The 17,000-nt window shown below is 74.5% G+C and carries 14 protein-coding genes; 11 read left to right on the forward strand and 3 right to left on the reverse strand.

Annotated elements, in window-relative coordinates:
• Positions 1-3: 3 nt before the first annotated feature.
• Positions 4-828 carry a hypothetical protein gene (locus ACIG5E_RS05895; RefSeq protein ID WP_396531908.1) on the reverse strand — a complete coding sequence of 275 codons (825 nt, stop codon included), beginning with the start codon at positions 826-828 and terminating at the stop codon, positions 4-6.
• 292 nt (positions 829-1,120) lie between these two features.
• On the opposite strand from ACIG5E_RS05895, the gene ACIG5E_RS05900 reads away from it, so the two are divergent.
• The 9 genes from ACIG5E_RS05900 to ACIG5E_RS05940 all read left to right on the forward strand — a co-directional run bounded on the left by ACIG5E_RS05900 (position 1,121) and on the right by ACIG5E_RS05940 (position 12,754).
• Positions 1,121-1,588: a hypothetical protein gene (locus ACIG5E_RS05900; protein ID WP_396531743.1), complete on the forward strand. Its 468-nt coding sequence runs from the start codon at positions 1,121-1,123 to the stop codon at positions 1,586-1,588.
• A 28-nt stretch (positions 1,589-1,616) separates the two neighbouring features.
• Entirely contained in the window at positions 1,617-4,388 is a 2,772-nt protein-coding gene (locus ACIG5E_RS05905; RefSeq protein WP_396531745.1) for a toxin glutamine deamidase domain-containing protein, read from the forward strand.
• Between the two features lie 178 nt (positions 4,389-4,566).
• On the forward strand, positions 4,567-5,859 hold the full coding sequence (locus ACIG5E_RS05910) for an SUKH-4 family immunity protein (protein WP_396531746.1): 1,293 nt from the start codon (positions 4,567-4,569) through the stop codon (positions 5,857-5,859).
• 152 nt (positions 5,860-6,011) lie between these two features.
• The gene (locus ACIG5E_RS05915; RefSeq protein ID WP_396531748.1) at positions 6,012-6,869 is read left to right on the forward strand and encodes a glycerophosphodiester phosphodiesterase; all 858 of its coding nucleotides are present in this window, start codon (positions 6,012-6,014) and stop codon (positions 6,867-6,869) included.
• A 120-nt stretch (positions 6,870-6,989) separates the two neighbouring features.
• Positions 6,990-7,949 (forward strand): Ppx/GppA family phosphatase, encoded by a 960-nt coding sequence (locus ACIG5E_RS05920; RefSeq protein ID WP_396531750.1) that lies wholly within the window; start codon positions 6,990-6,992, stop codon positions 7,947-7,949.
• Positions 7,950-8,511: 562 nt separating this feature from the next.
• Positions 8,512-9,315: a sugar phosphate isomerase/epimerase family protein gene (locus tag ACIG5E_RS05925; RefSeq protein ID WP_396531910.1), complete on the forward strand. Its 804-nt coding sequence runs from the start codon at positions 8,512-8,514 to the stop codon at positions 9,313-9,315.
• A gap of 44 nt (positions 9,316-9,359) precedes the next feature.
• On the forward strand, positions 9,360-10,148 hold the full coding sequence (locus tag ACIG5E_RS05930) for a class I SAM-dependent methyltransferase (protein WP_396531752.1): 789 nt from the start codon (positions 9,360-9,362) through the stop codon (positions 10,146-10,148).
• A gap of 155 nt (positions 10,149-10,303) precedes the next feature.
• Complete coding sequence (ilvD, locus tag ACIG5E_RS05935) at positions 10,304-12,148, forward strand: dihydroxy-acid dehydratase (protein WP_396531754.1); 1,845 nt, start codon at positions 10,304-10,306, stop codon at positions 12,146-12,148.
• A gap of 93 nt (positions 12,149-12,241) precedes the next feature.
• Entirely contained in the window at positions 12,242-12,754 is a 513-nt protein-coding gene (locus ACIG5E_RS05940; protein ID WP_396531755.1) for an EamA/RhaT family transporter, read from the forward strand.
• 3 nt (positions 12,755-12,757) lie between these two features.
• Here the strand turns inward: ACIG5E_RS05940 and ACIG5E_RS05945 are convergent, their stop codons facing one another.
• Both ACIG5E_RS05945 and ACIG5E_RS05950 read right to left on the reverse strand, forming a co-directional pair.
• Positions 12,758-14,095, reverse strand: coding sequence for a hypothetical protein (locus ACIG5E_RS05945; protein WP_396531756.1), 1,338 nt, complete (start codon positions 14,093-14,095; stop codon positions 12,758-12,760).
• A gap of 110 nt (positions 14,096-14,205) precedes the next feature.
• Entirely contained in the window at positions 14,206-14,655 is a 450-nt protein-coding gene (locus ACIG5E_RS05950) for a hypothetical protein (protein ID WP_396531757.1), read from the reverse strand.
• Between the two features lie 168 nt (positions 14,656-14,823).
• On the opposite strand from ACIG5E_RS05950, the gene proC reads away from it, so the two are divergent.
• Both proC and ACIG5E_RS05960 read left to right on the forward strand, forming a co-directional pair.
• Positions 14,824-15,651: a pyrroline-5-carboxylate reductase gene (gene proC / locus ACIG5E_RS05955; protein WP_396531759.1), complete on the forward strand. Its 828-nt coding sequence runs from the start codon at positions 14,824-14,826 to the stop codon at positions 15,649-15,651.
• A gap of 86 nt (positions 15,652-15,737) precedes the next feature.
• Positions 15,738-16,952: an MFS transporter gene (locus ACIG5E_RS05960; RefSeq protein ID WP_396531761.1), complete on the forward strand. Its 1,215-nt coding sequence runs from the start codon at positions 15,738-15,740 to the stop codon at positions 16,950-16,952.
• Positions 16,953-17,000: the final 48 nt, after the last annotated feature.

Raw genomic sequence — 17,000 nt, forward strand, 5'->3', positions numbered from 1 at the left:
GGCTCAGTCCTTCTTCTTGGACTTCTTGACCGGGTCCGCCGGGTGCGGGGCCACCTTGCGGTCGCCCTTGGTGGCGATCCGCTCCTCGCACAGCCGGGCCAGCACCTCGTACGCCTTCCTGCCCATCAGCTCGGTGAGCTCGGGGCGGTAGCTGACGTACACCGGCTCCGCACCCTGGTGCGCGGCCGGGGCGCCGGTGCACCACCAGTGCAGGTCGTGGCCGCCCGGGCCCCAGCCGCGGCGGTCGTACTCGCCGATCGAGACCTGGAGGTAGCGGGTGTCGTCGGGGCGGTCGATCCAGTCGTAGGTGCGGCGGATCGGCAGCTGCCAGCAGACGTCCGGCTTGGTCTCCAGCGGCTCCCGGCCCTCCTTGAGGGCGAGCGCGTGCAGGGCGCAGCCGGCGCCGCCCGCGAAGCCGGGGCTGTTCACGAAGATGCAGGCGCCGTTGACCCGGCGGGTCTGGCGGTCGCCGTCCTCGTCCAGCATGGTCACGCCGCCGTCGGACCTGATCCGGCCCTTGGCGTCGGTGCCCTCGGCGAAGTTCTCCCACAGCTCGGGCGTCAGCCGCGCCGCGTGCCCCAGGACGCGCTTCTCGTCGTCCTCGTCCGAGTAGTGGGCGCCCAGGGTGCAGCAGCCGTCCGACTCGCCGCGGCCCTCGCGGATGCCGTGGCAGCCCTGGCCGAAGACACAGGACCAGCGGGAGGTCAGCCAGGTGAGGTCGCAGCGGAAGACCTGCTCCTCGTCGGCGGGGTCGGCGAACTCGACCCAGGCGCGCGGGAAGTCGAGCGGGACCTCGTCGCGCGGGATCTCGCGGCGCAGGGTCGGCATCGCGAGGTCGACGGGGGCGGGGGAGGCCTCGGGCTTCGCCTTGGCCTTCTTCTTGGACGTTTCTGCTGGTGCCACCCGGCAAGGGTAGAGCTTCGCGGGGGCTTTCGGGCCGGTGGGCGCTGCTGGTGGCGGGCTTCGGGTGGGCTTCGGACGGGCGCCGGGTGGGCTTCGGACGGGCGCCGGGCGGGCTCGGGGCGGCGTGAAGGCGGGGTGAAGAGGTCCGACTGTCCGTGCGGGCCGGGGCGGGCGGGTGCCTAGGATGGCGGCCAGTCCGCTACGGGGAGGTACGGGGATGGCAGGCGGCAGCACCGGGACGTCCGACGGCGGGAGCGGCGCGTTCGTCATCAAGCCGTGGGAACTGCACGGCGAGGGGCGGGAGTTCGAGAAGCTCGGGCGCGAACTCGGTAAGGCGGTGAGCACCCTGGAGAAGGGCCTCGCCGTGCTCGGCGCGCCCTGGGGCACCGACCAGCCGGGCGGCGCCTTCGCCGCCGTGTACGGCCCGGCGCACGGTGAACTCATGGGCGGGCTGCGGGCGTTGGCCGGCCAGGTCGGGCAGGTCGGCGCCGGGCTGCACACGATGGCGGCACGGACCACGGACACCGACACCTCGACGGCGGACGGGTTCGGGGGGAGTCCGGATCCTTCGACGGGCGCGCCGGTGGCCGGCCCGCCGGGGTCCGTCGCCCGGCCGGCGGTCTATTCGGGATCCGGGGCAACCCCGGGGGCGGCACCGGCCGTCCCCCAGGACATGTCGGTCTGAACGGCCCGGCTCGAAGGGGGAGAAGCACGTGTCCCGGAAACTGCCCGAGGAACTGGTCCCGCTCCTGACCAGGACCGGCCACCCGTGGCCGCAGGCCGACGAGGAGGCCCTGCGCAAGGCGGCCGCGCACTGGCGGGAGTTCGCCGCCGAGGCCGACCGGATCACCCGGCGCGGCGGGGAGTCCGTCCAGCGGGTGGCCGCCGACAACTCCGGTCACGCCGTCGACTCGTTCACCGCGTACTGGCGGACGTACAGCGACGGCGGCAAGGGCCACCTGCAGGACGCGCACACCGCCGTCGGGCTGATCGCCACCGCCTTCGACGCCGCCGCCCAGGCCGTCGACGGCTGCAAGGCCGAGATCATCGCCACCCTGCAGAACCTGGCCGCCGAGCTCAAGCAGGCCCAGGAGCAGGCCGCCAAGGTCCAGCAGACCGCGGCCGTGGTCGCCAGGAGCGCCGGGCAGACCGGGCAGACCGGGCAGACCGGGGTCTTCGGCGGGCTGGAGAAGTCCGTCGCCGGCTTCGCGGACAGCGTGAAGAACGCGGCCACCACCCAGGTCGCCGCAGGCGTCGAGGCCGTCGCGGTGGAGACCGCCGCACTGAAGATCGCCGGGCTGCTCGCCGAACTCGGCCGCAGCATGAAGGACGCCCTGGCCACCGCGCTCAAGGAGCCGGCCGCCGTCGCCCTGCTACGGCTCGGCACCGCGCCCGGCACGGGCGTCACCACCGCCTCCTACCGCACCAAGGGCGGGTTCGACCCGCTCGCCGCCGGACTGCCCGCCGCCCTCGGCGAGCCCGGCGTGCTCGGCAAGGACGGCACCGGACTGATCGTCCTCTCCGGACGGGACGGCAAACCCCTGGTCGGCGTGCCCGGGCTCAGCGTCAAGCTCGACGACCACGGGCAGCCCGTCCTCGGCCCCGACGGCAAACCGGTCATCCTGCGCTCCGACGGCACCCCGGTGGCCGACGCCGCCGGGCTGCTCGTCGTCACCGGGCCGGACGGCAAGCCGGTGGTCGGGGTGGCCGACCTGGCCGTCCGGCTGGACGAGCACGGGCAGCCGGTGCTCACCGACCAGCAGGGCAAGGAACTGCACGGGCTGCCGCTCGCCGACCTCACCGACGTCACCGGCGCGCGCGACGCCAAGGGTGATCCCAAGGTGCCCGGTGCGGTGACGGCGTCGGCCGTGGTGCCGCCGGTGGACCCGACGGCGGCGCCGTCCGTGGTCTCCGCCTCGCTCCCCGCCGTGGATTCCGTGCTGGACCCCGCCGCGGTCCCGTCCGCTGGGCCGTCCGCGGTTCCGTCCGTGGCCTCGGCGGCCGATCCGGTGGTCGCCGCCGCACCGGTCACGACGTCGGGCCCCTCCCACAGCGGCTCGCACCGGGCCGTGACGGCCGCCGCCGACTGGTCACCGCCCGCGCGGGACGACTGGTCGCCGGCACGGGTGGCCGCGCACCAGGGCGGCGGACCGGTGGCGGCGAGCTGGTCCGACGGGGACTACCCGCTCCAGGCGCCCACCCACAACGGCGGCGGTGGCGGCAGCGTGCCGGTGACCGTACGGACCGACTCGGTGAGCGCACCGCCCGCGCCCGCCGCCCAGCCGTCCGTCGGCGCTCCCGCGTACGGCCCCGCGTACGGCCCCGCGTACGGCCCGGCGTACGGCCCGGCCCCGGACGCGCCGTCGGTCGTCCGGCCGGTCGGAGTGGTCGGCGTGCCCGGGCAGTTCGGGACACCGGCCTACTCGGGCGGCTACCCGGGGATCGGCACCGTGGGCACCGTCGGACCGGGCCCGCTCGCGGCCGGCGCCGGGTACCCGGCGCACGTGGCCGCGCCCTTCGGCAGCGGCATCGGCACGGGCACACCCGGGGCCGGGTCCCCGCCCGTCGGCGCCCCCGTGGCCGGACCCCAGCCCGGCACCGAGGCCCGGCCGGGCGCGCCCCGCACCCCGGTGGGCGCCGCCCCCGGGCCCGCGGCCCCGCCCCCGGCCCCGGCCGAGCCGCCGATCGTCGGCACCACACCCGTCATCGGCCGGCCCGAGCCGCACCACACCGACGGCCGCCGCCGGGACACCGCCGCCGCCCTCGCCGACCCGACCCTCGCCTGGGGCGCCGTCCCGGTCGCCACCGCCCACGCCATGGCCCTCCAGCTCGCCCTGCGCGCCCGGCGCGGCCCGCTCGCCGAGGACCCGGAACTCCGGCTGCGCACCATCGCGGACAGCCGCCCGTACGGCCTGCCCGGCGGGCTCGGCCCGGTCGACCCCGAGCACCAGGCCGAACTCGAACGCCGGGTGCCGCGCGACGAGGACGGCCTGCCCCTCCGCCACCCCGACCCGGCGGCCGGCGGCTGGGCCGAAGCCGTCAACGCGGGCGGCTACGGCGAACCCGGCCGGGCCAACAACAGCCTGGAGATCGCCCTCTCCGCCGTCGACACCTACACCGGCCGCCCCACCTGCGCGGCCCCGCGCATCCCCACCGAGGGCGACGCCGGCGAACGCGGCGGCCGCGACCGCGCCGAACGCGAACTCGGCGCCCCCTTCCGCGACCTCGGCGACGGCGGCCAGGCCTTCACCCGCCTCACCGACGAACTCCGCCGCGCCGGCCACGGCGCCCAGGCCGTCCTCCTCACCCTCGACGCCTACGGCCGCCCCCACGCCTGGAACGCGGTCAACCACCAGGACACCGTCACCTATCTCGACCACCAGCTCGCCCGCCACAGCCCCACCCCCCTCCACCCCGCCGCCCAGGGCCTGTGGGCCATCGCCCTCACCCCGGAAGGCCGCCCCCTCGATCTGGCCGCCGCCTGATCCCTCCCCACTGCCACGGCCGGGCCGCCCCACGGCGGCCCGGGCGTGGGTCTGACGCGAGGATCGAACGCGGCGGTGCCGCGAAATGCCGCATCGAGGTCTTCGGCCCGAACTGACGGCCGTGTGGCGGGGCTGGATGATGGTGGGGTTCGGAGTCGGAGTTGACGGGGGTGGACGGGTGATCTCGCGGGCGCAGGCGGTGGAGGCGGGCCATCGGTGGATCAACGGGGATCTGCCGCAGGGGGCCGGGGCGGTGCGTCGGGTGTGTGCGCACGAGTTCGAGCTCGGGTGGGTGGTGTGGGCGCAGCCGCCGCGGGTGGAGGTGGATCCGCGGAGCGGGGAGCGGCGGGCGCCCGGGGAGGTGGGCGCCGCGTGTGCCGTGGTGGACCGGGAGAGCGGGCGGTTCACGGTGTGGCCGTCGGTGCCGGTGGACGAAGTGGTCGGGCTCTACCGGGACTTCGTGGGCGCGGGCGGCTACGACCCGACCAGGCCGCCGGCCACCGGCCGGGGCGCCCGGGCCGAGCTGACGTACCGGGACGGCACCGGTGCGACCCATGAGCTGGCGCTGCGTTCGGCCGCCGGTCTGCCGCACCCGGCGCTGCGCGGCTGGTGGTGGCTGCGGGAGCAGGGGATCCCGGCCGAGGACGTGCTGGCGGTGCGGACCGACCTGCGGCTGAGCGCGCTGCCCGGCGGCTACTGGTCGTACGCGCTGGCGGCCGAACTGCCGCACGCCCGGCTGGACTTCGAGCTGCCGTACGGGCCGCGCTTCGACCACCGGGCGGCCGCCGTACGGGAGTTGCCCGCCTCGCCGGACGGGCCGGGCCGTAACCGGGTGCCGTTCCCCCGCGCCGCGCCGCCGCTGCCGGCGGAGTCGGACGCCGCCTTGGCGGAGCGGCTGGTCCGGCGCTTCGGCCCGGCGGGCGTGCAGCGCTTCGACCCGGCGGACACGGCGCGTGCGGAGCTGTCCGGGGACGCGGCCGCGCTGCTGCTGTCGGCCGGTGTGCCGAAGGCGGTGGACGGGTTCTTCGCACTGCACCACCCGGGGGTGGAGGCGATCGCGGACGGTTCCCGCCCGGGCACCGTCCTGCCGCCGCTCGCCCCGCACCTCGCGGCGCTGGGCCGCGGCACCCGAGTGGCCGAGCGGGAGCGGTCGGGGCTCGCCGGGCAGCTGGTGCTGGGCACGGACGGCTGGGCGCTGATCACCCTGGACGCCGGAACGGGCGCCGTCCGGGCGGTGGACCCCGACTACGCGACGGCCCGCCACTGCAACGCCGACCTGCGCGCCTTCGCCCGCTGCCTGGAGCTGTTCGCCGGCTGGTGGCCCACCCTGCGCGGGCTGGACCCGGCGGCCGCGGGCGCTGCGGTGGACGCCTTGCAGCGGGGGCTGGCGGAGCTGGACGGTACGGTCTACGGCGATCCGGAGAACTGGTGGGCCGTCATCGTGGAACAGTTGTGGGACGGTCTGCTCTGATCCGACCTCGGGCGACGGATCCGGGAACCGGACACCGGCGCGGAGTTGTCGGAACTGTCAGATGACCACGAACCAGACGAGCCCAGGACCCGAGCGACCCGAGCGACCCGAGCGACCCGAGCGACCCGAAGCAGCAGCTGGAGCACCGAGCCGTGACCGCCCCGCCCCGCGCCGCCCGAACGGCCCTCCTCGCCGCGCTCGCGGTCCTGGCCGCCGGCTGCGCCGCGGGCGGCGGCCCGGCGCGGCAGGCCCGTTCGGCCGTCGCGCCGCCGGTGTGCGGGTCCCCGGTGGTGATCGGCCACCGGGGTGCGCCGTTCAACGCGCCCGAGAACACCATGGCCTCCTTCGAGGCCGCCCTCGATCAGGGCGCCGACTGGCTGGAGACGGACGTCCAGACCACCCGGGACGGCGTCCCGGTGCTGATGCACGACCCCACCGTGGACCGCACCACCAACGGCAAGGGCGCCGTCGCCGACCTGACCGCCGCCCAGGTCGCCGCCCTGCGGGTGACCGTCGGCCCCGGCCCGGCCCAGTCCGTCCCGACCCTGGAGGAACTGCTGAAGCGGCTCTCCGGCAGCAGCGCCACGCTGCTGATGGAGATCAAGTGGCAGCGCGCCGAGGACGTCGCCCGGATCGCCCGGATCGCGGCCGGCAGCAAGGCGCACGTCGTCCTCTACTCCTTCTCGGTCGACCACCTACGCCAGGCCCACGCCGTGGCGCCCGCCCTGCCGGTGGTGCTGATCCAGAGCGGCGGGATCGCCGAGGACCCGAAGGACCTGAAGCTGAACGGGATCGCCCTGGACACCGGCCTGGCCAGCGCCGCCCGGATCGCCGCCGAGCGCAAGGCCGGGCGAGAGGTCTACGTCTGGACGCTGGACGGTGAGGAGGCCTGGCAGCTGATGACCGACCGGGATGCCGACGGTCTGATCACCGACACCCCGGGCCCGGCCCGCCGCTGGGTGGACGCCAACTGCCGCACCGAGCACCGGACCGGACCCCGCGGCCACTGAGCGACGATCACCGAGCAACGGTCGGCGATCGCACCCGGAACGGTTGGGAACGACCTGGACCAGCGCGAATACCGTGACAACCGATCTGCTCCACGCCCGAATCGCGTAGCGTGGAGAGTTATGCGACTCGGTGTGCTCGACGTAGGTTCCAACACGGTCCACTTCCTCGTGGTGGACGCCCATCCGGGTGCCGCCCCGCTCGCCGCCTACTCGCACAAGGCCGAGCTGCGCCTGGCCGAGCTGCTGGACGAGTCCGGCGCGATAAGCGAGGCCGGGGTCGAGCGGCTGATCGGGCACGTCGCCTCCTCGCTGCGGGTCGCCGAGGACAAGGGCGTGGTCGACATCCTGCCGTTCGCCACGTCCGCCGTGCGCGAGGCCGCCAACGGCGAACAGGTGCTGCGCCGGGTCGCCGACGAGACCGGGGTCGAACTGCGGGTGCTCTCCGGACAGGACGAGGCCCGGCTCACCTTCCTGGCCGTCCGCCGCTGGTTCGGCTGGTCCTCGGGCCGGCTGCTCAACCTGGACATCGGCGGCGGCTCGCTGGAGATCGCCTGCGGCCTGGACGAGCAGCCGGACGTCGCCTGCTCACTGCCGCTGGGCGCCGGTCGGCTGACCGCCCGCTGGCTGCCCGGGGAGGTCGCCGACCCGGACGGACTGCGCGAGCTGAGGCGGCACATCCGGGCCGAGATCGCCCACGTGGTCGGCGAGATCTCCCGGCTCGGGCCGCCGCGGCACGCCGTCGCCACCTCCAAGACCTTCAAGCAGCTGGCCCGGATGACCGGCGCCGCCCCCGCCGACGCCGGCCCGTACGCCGACCGCCGGCTCACCCGCAGCGGACTGTCCGCGTGGCTGCCGCGACTGTCCACGATGACCGTCGCCGAGCGCGCGCAGCTCCCCGGCGTCTCCGAGGGCCGGGCCAAGCAGCTGCTGGCCGGGGCGCTGGTCGCCGACGCGGCGATGGACCTGTTCGGCCTGGAGGAGCTGGACGTCTGCCCCTGGGCGCTGCGCGAGGGCATCATCCTGCGCCGGCTGGACGCGATGGACAGCCCCACCGAGCGCCGGCCCGTGCTCACTCCGTAGGCGCGGCTCACCCCGCAGGCGCGGCCGCCCGGGCGTGCCGATGGTCACTCCGCCCGGCATCCCGCCCCGTTCGGTGCGTGCTCCGCTTACGCTGTCTCCCGTGGTGCAACCAGCGGGCGAGGACGGAACGCAGGAGGGCCGCGCTCCCGGAGCGGACGGGCAGCCGCGGCCGGCGGGCCCGCGCGGTCGGCTCGGCAAGGCGGCGCTCGGCAAGGCGGTCAAGAGCGCCACCGCGGCTCAGGCCACCAAGGCCACCAAGGCCGTGAAGGCCGTCAAGGCGGCCCAGCGCACCGCGAAGAAGGCCGCGAAGAAGACGACGGAACCCACCGCCGCGACCGCGGACAGGACCGCGGACAAGACCGTGGGCAAGACCGCGGACAGGACCGCGAAGAAGCCCGAGACCCCCCGGCAGCCGCCCAAGGAGACCCGCACCGCCCGGGCCGCCGGCGCCGCCAAGGCCGCCGTCCAGTCCGTCCGCTCGGTCAAGGCCGCCAAGCGCGACGCCGCCCGCCCACCCCTGCTGCGCACCACCGACCGGCTGGTGCTGCCCCAGCACCCGGCCCTGCACATCCCGGACACCAAGGTGGTGCTGTCCACCGCCTCGGTGTACCCGGCGAGCACCGCCGTCGCCTTCGAGCTGGCCGCCAAGCTCGGCTACGACGGGGTCGAGGTGATGGTCTGGAACGACCCGGTCAGCCAGGACCTGGAGGCCCTGCGCCGGCTCTCCGACGCCCACCAGATGCCGATCCTGGCCGTGCACGCGCCCTGCCTGCTGATCACCCAGCGGGTGTGGACCACCGACCCGTGGACCAAGCTGGTCCGGGCCCGGGCGGCGGCCGAGAAGCTCGGCGCGAGCGCCGTCGTCGTCCACCCGCCGTTCCGCTGGCAGCGGCAGTACGCCCGGGAGTTCGTCGAGGGCATCAACCGGATGGCGGGCGAGACCGACGTCCGCTTCGCCGTCGAGAACATGTACCCGTGGCGCTACCGCGACCGCGAGGTGCTGGCCTACTCGCCCGGCTGGGACGTCACCGACGAGGACTACCGGCACTTCACCATCGACCTCTCGCACGTCGCCACCTCCCGGATCGACGCCTTCGCCATGGCCGAGCGGATGGGCGACCGGCTCGCCCACGTCCACCTGGCCGACGGCAGCGGCTCCGGCAAGGACGAGCACCTGATCCCGGGCCGGGGCAAGCAGCCCTGCGCCGAGTTCCTGGAGCACCTCGCCCGCACCGGCTTCGACGGCCACGTGGTGCTGGAGGTCAACACCCGGCGCGCCGCGTCCCCCGCCGAACGCGAGGCCGATCTGGCCGAGGCCCTCGCCTTCACCCGCTTGCACCTGGCCACCCCCTCGCGCGTACGCTGAGCCAGGGCCCGCGGGGGCGCGAACTTCCTTACGGAGGGGGATCGGTGACGAACGACCGGCTTTACAGCGAGCTCGACAACTTCCGTGAACTGGCCCAGAGCTTCGGCTCGGTGGCCGCCGAGTACGACCGGGCCCGCCCCAGCTACCCGGACGAGCTGTTCCACGAGCTGGAGCGGCTCTGGGGCCGAAGCCTCAAGGGGGCCCGGGTCCTGGACGTCGGCGCCGGCACCGGCATCGCGACCCGGCTGCTGGCCGCCCGCGGCGCGGACGTGATCGCCGTCGAGCCGTACGCCGGGATGGCCGCCCAGTTCCTGGCAGCCTCGCCGCAGCTCCCACTGGTCCGCGGCAACGGCGACGACCTGCCCTTCCACGACGGCTCCGCCGACCTGATCGGCTACGCCCAGGCCTTCCACTGGACCCGCCCCGAGTGCTCCGTCCCGGAGGCGGTCCGGGTGCTGCGGCCCGGCGGCGCGCTCGCCGCCTGGTGGAACGTGCCCGACGAGACCGTGCCCTGGGTCCGGGCCCGGGCGGAGCGGCTGATCGCCGCGCTGCCCGGCCGCTACCACGGCTACGGCCGGATCACCGAGCACACCGGCCACTTCGCCCCGGCCGGGCTGGCGCTCGGGCACGCCCGGCTGCGCTGGGAGCGGCAGGTCAGCGTCGAGCACGTGCTCACCGACCTCACCTCCCGTTCCTTCATGGCCTCCCTCACCCCCGAGGAGCGCGTCCCTGTCCTGGCCGCCGAACGGGAGGCCCTGCGCGCCGACTTCCCGGACGGCGTCGTGGTCGAGCCCTTCATCCTGGACCTCACCGTGGCCGTCAAGCCCGGCTGACCTCAAGGGACCTCGGGGGGTGGTTCCTCCTGCCCGCATCCCGGACGGACTGTCCGGCGGCCGGACGGCGGGCGTAGGCTCGGAAGCCACCAGCGGCCCCCCACACCTCCCTCTCCCGCGGGGAGCCGTCGAGAGCCCCGAAGGAGTGGAGCACAGTGCCCGAGCTGAGGTCCCGTACGGTCACCCACGGTCGCAACATGGCAGGCGCCCGGGCGCTTCTCCGGGCCGCCGGCGTAGCCCGCGAGGACTTCGGCAAGCCGATCATCGCGGTCGCCAACTCCTTCACCGAGTTCGTCCCCGGCCACACCCACCTCCAGCCGGTCGGCCGGATCGTCTCCGAGGCGATCAAGCAGGCGGGCGGCATCCCGCGCGAGTTCAACACCATCGCCGTGGACGACGGCATCGCGATGGGCCACAGCGGCATGCTCTACTCGCTGCCCTCGCGCGACCTGATCGCCGACTCGGTCGAGTACATGGTCAACGCGCACTGCGCCGACGCGCTGATCTGCATCTCCAACTGCGACAAGATCACCCCCGGCATGCTGATGGCCGCGCTGCGCCTCAACATCCCGACCGTCTTCGTCTCCGGCGGCCCGATGGAGGCCGGCAAGGCCACCCTGGTCGACGGCACCGTGCGCAAGCTGGACCTGATCGACGCGATCTCCCAGGCGGTCAACGAGAACGTCTCCGACGAGGACATCGCGATCATCGAGGAGAACGCCTGCCCCACCTGCGGCTCCTGCTCCGGCATGTTCACCGCCAACTCGATGAACTGCCTCACCGAGGCGATCGGCCTCTCGCTGCCCGGCAACGGCTCGGTGCTCGCCACCCACACCGCCCGCCGGGCGCTGTACGAGAAGGCCGGGCAGACGGTCGTCGAGATCGCCAACCGCCACTACGGCCAGGACGACGCCTCGGTGCTGCCGCGCGCGATCGCCGACCGCGCCGCCTTCGAGAACGCCATGGCCCTGGACATCGCCATGGGCGGCTCGACCAACACCATCCTGCACCTGCTCGCCGCCGCCCAGGAGGCCGAGCTGGACTTCGACATGCGGGCCATCGACGCGATCTCCCGCAAGGTGCCCTGCCTCTCCAAGGTCGCGCCCAACGGCGCGTACTACATGGAGGACGTGCACCGGGCCGGTGGCATCCCGGCCATCCTCGGCGAGCTGTACCGGGGCGGGCTGCTCAACGAGGACGTCCACACCGTGCACTCCGACTCGCTCGCCGAGTGGCTCAAGACCTGGGACGTGCGCGGCGGTTCGCCCTCCGCCGAGGCCGTCGAGCTGTGGCACGCCGCACCCGGCTGCAAGCGCTCCGCCGAGGCCTTCTCGCAGTCCGAGCGCTGGGAGTCGCTGGACACCGACGCCGCCAACGGCTGCATCCGCAGCGTCGAGCACGCCTACTCGGTCGAGGGCGGCCTCGCCGTGCTGTACGGCAACCTCGCCGAGGACGGCTGCATCGTGAAGACCGCCGGCGTCGACGAGTCGATCTGGACCTTCAGCGGCCCGGCGGTGGTCTGCGAGTCCCAGGAGGACGCCGTCGAGGCGATCCTCGCCAAGCGGGTCAAGGAGGGCGACGTCGTCGTCATCCGCTACGAGGGCCCCAAGGGCGGCCCCGGCATGCAGGAGATGCTCTACCCGACGTCCTTCCTCAAGGGCCGCGGCCTCGGCAAGGCCTGCGCGCTGATCACCGACGGCCGTTTCTCCGGCGGCACCTCGGGCCTGTCCATCGGCCACGCCTCCCCGGAGGCCGCCTCCGGCGGCACCATCGCCCTGGTCGAGGACGGCGACACCATCGCCATCGACATCCCGGCCCGGACGATCTCCCTGGAGGTGCCGGCCGAGGTCCTGGCCGAGCGCCGCCGCGCGCTGGAGGCCGGGGACGGCTACCGGCCGAAGAACCGTGACCGCCAGGTCAGCCAGGCGCTGCGGGCCTACGCGGCGATGGCCACCTCGGCCGACAAGGGTGCCGTCCGGGACGTCGGCAAGCTCGGCTGAGCCCGGCGAGATCCGGTTGGTACCAGGAGGAGCCGTCCCGCGGTCCGGGACGGCTCCTCCGTCGTCCGTGGCAATCGGGTGATAATCGACGACGTGAGCGAGCAGCCCCCCACCCCCGCCCCCAAGCCCGCCGGCGCCCCCGAGCCGGAGCCGATCCGCTTCTTCGGCACCACCTGGGTCAACCGGGACAACGGCTACTGGCTGCGCCGGGTCGGCGTCTCGGCCGGCGCCCTGGTCGCCACCGCCGCCGCCGCGCTGGTGCTGCGCTTCGGCGTCGAGGGCGTCGCGCTCTCCGACAACGGCGGCTTCCTGAACGGCCTGCTGACCGCCGCGATCGCGGTCTGCTCGATGATGTCCGTCCGGCGCACCTGGAAGGTGCTCACCGAGGGCAGGGACCGGCTGACCGGCTGGATGGCCGAGGACAAGTCGCTCGGCGCCGTCTGGCTGATCGGCGGGGCCGGCAGCCTGGCCGCCTACTTCGCCCGCAGCCTGGTCGAGGCGCCCGGCGAGGGGGTCAGGCGGGCCGCCCACGAGCGGGCCGTCGAGCAGTACGGCAAGCGCCGGGCCGGCCGTAGCGGCCGACCCGGCGCGAAGCGCAGGCGCTGACCGTCACCCGCGGCTGAGCGTCTTGCAGCCGGAACCGCCGTCCAGGTCCTTGCTGTGGTCGTACGGGTCGGTGGTCGGCCCGGTCCGCTCCGGGTGGGGACGGTCGAACTGGGCGAAGGCCGGGTGGAAGAACCCGTCGTAGAGCGTGCAGGAGCTGTTGCCCGCGAAGCTGTCGGACCTGCCGATGTTGATCTTCTTCGGGTTGTTGCGGTACTTGGCCGGGTCGTAGAACCGGAAGTCTGTCTCCCGGCGGACGATGGTGCGGGTGGTCCAGGTGTCGCCCGCGACGTCCGCGGCCGAGGTGACCGTCCAGCTCACCGGCTTCGCCGTGGCGCTGCCGGGTGCCGTGGACGTGCTCGGACGCGGGGCATCGGTCGGCTCCTCCGCCGCGAGCTTCGCGGCCTCCGGGCCGGGGCGCAGCGCGTACACGAAGGTGTAGTCGGTGTGCACCAGGACACCGCCGTCGCCGTCATCGTCCAGCTTCGTCCAGCCCTGGACCTTGACCGTGTCGTCGACCGGGATCGCGTCACGGGCGTCGAAACGGGAGAACCACCAGGTCGGGTTGGTCTCCTGGGAGGGGGTGTCGAGGCTCCGGGCGGGCTTCTCCTGCGCCTTGGTGTCCATCATCGCGAGCGCCGCGTCGGGCCGCCCACCGGCTGTCACCCGGGGGTCGAGGTTCGAGGCCACCAGGAAGTCCTTCACCAGCTTCAACTGGGCGGCGACCTGCTCCTCGTCGAAGGCCCCGACGGCCCGCGCCTGGGGCACCTCGATGCCCGCGGCGCCGGACGGCCAGCCCTCGGCCGGTGAACCCACCCACGGGTGCGCGACGGTGGGCTGCTTCGGATCGACGGACGGCGGAGCCGTCGTCGGCCGGGCCGTCTCCGGGGCGACGGTGGGCGCGGTGGCGTCGGCCTTCGAGGAGCCGTGGCCGGAGACCCAGTTGCCGATCGCGTTGACGTTGAGCGAGGCGAGCAGCCCCGCGACGGTCAGCAGCACCAGCAGCGGGGTGCGCCACCGGCCGCCCCGGCGCTTGGCCGGGCGCGGGTTGCCCCAGGGATCGACCACCTGCAGCTTGGGCCTGCGCCCGAACCGGCGCTTGGGCGCAGCCGGGCCGTCGTTGACCGAGCGGCGGCCGCCCGGGTCGACCGGCGGGGTGTGCTTCCAGCGGGCGGCCAGCATCCGGGTGCGTCCGGACTGCTCCTTGACGGTGGCGGCGCGGACGAACTCCTCGTCCAGGACGAGGTCTGCGAACGGGTCCTTCCCGCCCGCTCCGGACAGGTCGGACCCGCCCGGCTCACCGCCCTCGGAGGGACGCGGTTCCGGATCTTCGGCTATCGGCATCGCGCCAGTATGCCGACGGGGTGTGACGATCCGTTGAGCGGGGGCGCACCTTGTGGTGGACCAGTGTGCGGGGCCGCGGGGTTCACCACTCTTTGTCCGGAAATGGCCCGTCAGCCCTTGCCGCGGGCCTGCTTCACCCCGTGCACCACCCCGGCGATCCCCATCAGGACGGCGGCCGGGATGAGCGACAGGAGGAGCGCGCCGAACAGACCCTCGTCGCCGAGGAACATCTGCGCCACCGTGTTCAGCACGAGCAGCCCGCCGGCCGCCGGGAGCGCCGACTGCCACGGGTGTTCCTGCGCCCACCGCTTCAGCCGCCGGTCGTCGCCGTCCCGGCGCAGCTGGTTGCCGGCCCAGCCGACCAGGAAGAAGAAGAACAGGCCCCAGCCGGCCGGTTCGGCCAGCATGCTCAGCGACCAGTCACCGGAGATCGCCTCGATCCCCAGGGCCGTCGCCCCCACCACCGCACCGACTCCCGCGGCCGTCCGCCACGGGCCCACCGTCGCCGAGGCGACGGCGAGTTGCCGGTTCTCTCGTCGGGACATTCCGTCGTGTGCCATGGCTCCACGGTGCGCCTGGCCGGGCCCGGAGGCCATAGGGGAAACCCCCGAGTTTTCTCCCTAGGGGCAACGGCCTTCCCGGAGCCCGCGGACCACGGACCGGACGGTCCTGACGGGTGCCGCCGCGCGGTGCGAGGATGGCCGCAGTACCTAGGCTAGGAGCGGACCATGGGCAGCAGCGCAGCACCCGGACAGAAGATCGCCTTCCTGGGCACCGGCAAGATCGGGGAGGCCCTGCTCTCCGGTCTGCTGCGGGCCGGCAAGGCCCCGTCGGACGTCCTGGTGACCGCCCGCCGGCCCGAGCGCGCGGCCGAACTCGCCGCCCGCTACGGCGTGGTGGCCGCCTCCAACCCCGAGGCCGCCAAGCTGGCCGACACCCTGATCCTCGCGGTCAAGCCGCAGGACATGGGCACGCTGCTGGAGGAGCTGGCCCCGCACATCAGCCCGGACCGGCTGGTGATCTCGGCGGCGGCCGGCATCCCGACCGCCTGGTTCGAGGAGCGGCTGGCGGCCGGCACCCCGGTGGTCCGGGTGATGCCCAACACGCCGGTGCTGGTGGACGAGGGGATGAGCGTCATCTCCGGCGGCTCGCACGCGCGGGAGGAGCACCTGGCGCGTGCCGAGGAGATCTTCAGCTCGGTCGGCAAGGCGCTGCGGCTGCCGGAGTCCCAGCAGGACGCGGCCACCGCGCTGTCCGGCTCCGGCCCGGCCTACTTCTACTTCCTGGTGGAGGCGATGACGGACGCGGGCATCCTGCTCGGCCTGCCCCGGCAGGTGGCGCACGACCTGATCGTGCAGTCCGCGATCGGCGCCTCGGTGATGCTGCGCGACTCCGGCGAGCACCCGGTGAAGCTGCGCGAGGCCGTCACCTCCCCGGCCGGTACGACCATCGCGGCGATCCGCGAGCTGGAGAACCACGGGGTGCGGGCCGCGCTACTGGGCGCCCTGGAGGCGGCCCGGGACCGCTCCCGGGAGCTGGCCTCCGGCGGGAAATGATCGCGCGCGACCCCTCCCGCAATCGCGGCGCAGCCCCTACGCTCTCGGCCACCGTCGTCCGTACCGGCCAGTAGCGAGGTTCCCGCATGAGTGCCGCGCCGTCCGTGCAGCCCGTCCCGTCCCCGCTGACGCCCGGCCTGCGCGTCGGGCGGGCCGCGCTCGCGGTCAGCTTCCTGCTCCAGGGCACCACCTTCGCGCTGCTGGTCACCTGCATCCCGGAGATCCAGCACCGGTACGGGCTGAGCGACGGGCTGCTGCCCGTCTTCCTGGCCGCGGTGCCGATCCTGGCCGGGGTGGGCTCGATCCTCTCCGAGCAGCTGGTCAAGCGCACCGGCGCCCGGGCCGTGCTGCGGGTCGTCCAGCCGGCGATCTGCCTCAGCCTGGCGGGCGCCGGGCTGGGCGACTCGCTGTGGCAACTCGCCATCGCCCTGGGCGCGTTCGGGCTGCTGGTGGGAGCGCTGGACGCCAGCATGAACATGCTGGGGGTGGGCCTGCAGCACCGCTACGGCCGCTCGATCATGATCGGGTTCCACGCCGCGTTCAGCCTCGGCGGCATCCTCGGCGCGGCGATCGCGGGCCTCGGCTCGCACTACGACCTGGGGCTGCCGGTGCTGTTCGGCACGGCCGGCGCGGTGATCGCCCCGCTCGCGGTGCTGACCGGCACCCTCTTCGCCGGACCGGCCGAACTCGGCGACGCCGTCCGGGAGGCCGCCGAGGCCGCCGCCCGGTCCATCCCGTGGCGCCCGCTGCTGCCGCTGTGCCTGGCGATGGCCTGCGCGTACATCGCGGACGCCTCGGTCTCCAACTACAGCGTCAAGTACCTCACCGACGGCCTGGGCACCCGCGAGGACCTGGCCAAGCTCTCCTACCTCGGCTACATGGTCGCGATGCTGCTCGGCCGAGCCCTGGGCGACCGTGCGGTGCAGCGCTTCGGCGCCGTCGCCGTGGTGCGCGGGGGCGCCGCGCTGGCCGCGCTCGGCTTCGGACTGGCCGCGGTGGCCCCCACGGCCTGGGCCGGAATCGCCTCGTTCACCGTGCTCGGCTTCGGCATCTGCGCGATCATCCCGCAGGTGTTCGCGGCCGGTGGCCGGCTGTTCCCGGCCGACTCGGACGCCGCCGTGGCCCGGCTCAACCTCTTCAACTACGTGGGCTTCCTGGTCGGTTCGCCGCTGGTCGGGGCGATCGCGGACGGTAGCTCGTACCGCTGGGCGCTGCTCGCCCCGATGCTGCTGGTGCTCGCCGTGCTGCCGCTGGCCGAGCGCTTCGCCCCGGCACCGGCGGCGGTACCCGCCGCCACGTGACGGCGCGGACCCGGCAGAGATCCGCAAGGCACCCCCTGAGCCTCCCCG

The organism is Kitasatospora sp. NPDC053057 (assembly GCF_044546945.1).
GTDB lineage: Bacteria > Actinomycetota > Actinomycetes > Streptomycetales > Streptomycetaceae > Kitasatospora.

Coding starts and splice junctions, on each gene's coding strand:
- ACIG5E_RS05945 (WP_396531756.1), bottom strand. CDS start 14,095: ATGCCGATAGCCGAAGATCCGGAACCGCGTCCCTCCGAGGGCGGTGAG.
- ACIG5E_RS05895 (WP_396531908.1), bottom strand. CDS start 828: ATGCCGACCCTGCGCCGCGAGATCCCGCGCGACGAGGTCCCGCTCGAC.
- ACIG5E_RS05900 (WP_396531743.1), top strand. CDS start 1,121: ATGGCAGGCGGCAGCACCGGGACGTCCGACGGCGGGAGCGGCGCGTTC.
- ACIG5E_RS05920 (WP_396531750.1), top strand. CDS start 6,990: ATGCGACTCGGTGTGCTCGACGTAGGTTCCAACACGGTCCACTTCCTC.
- proC (WP_396531759.1), top strand. CDS start 14,824: ATGGGCAGCAGCGCAGCACCCGGACAGAAGATCGCCTTCCTGGGCACC.
- ACIG5E_RS05960 (WP_396531761.1), top strand. CDS start 15,738: ATGAGTGCCGCGCCGTCCGTGCAGCCCGTCCCGTCCCCGCTGACGCCC.
- ACIG5E_RS05950 (WP_396531757.1), bottom strand. CDS start 14,655: ATGGCACACGACGGAATGTCCCGACGAGAGAACCGGCAACTCGCCGTC.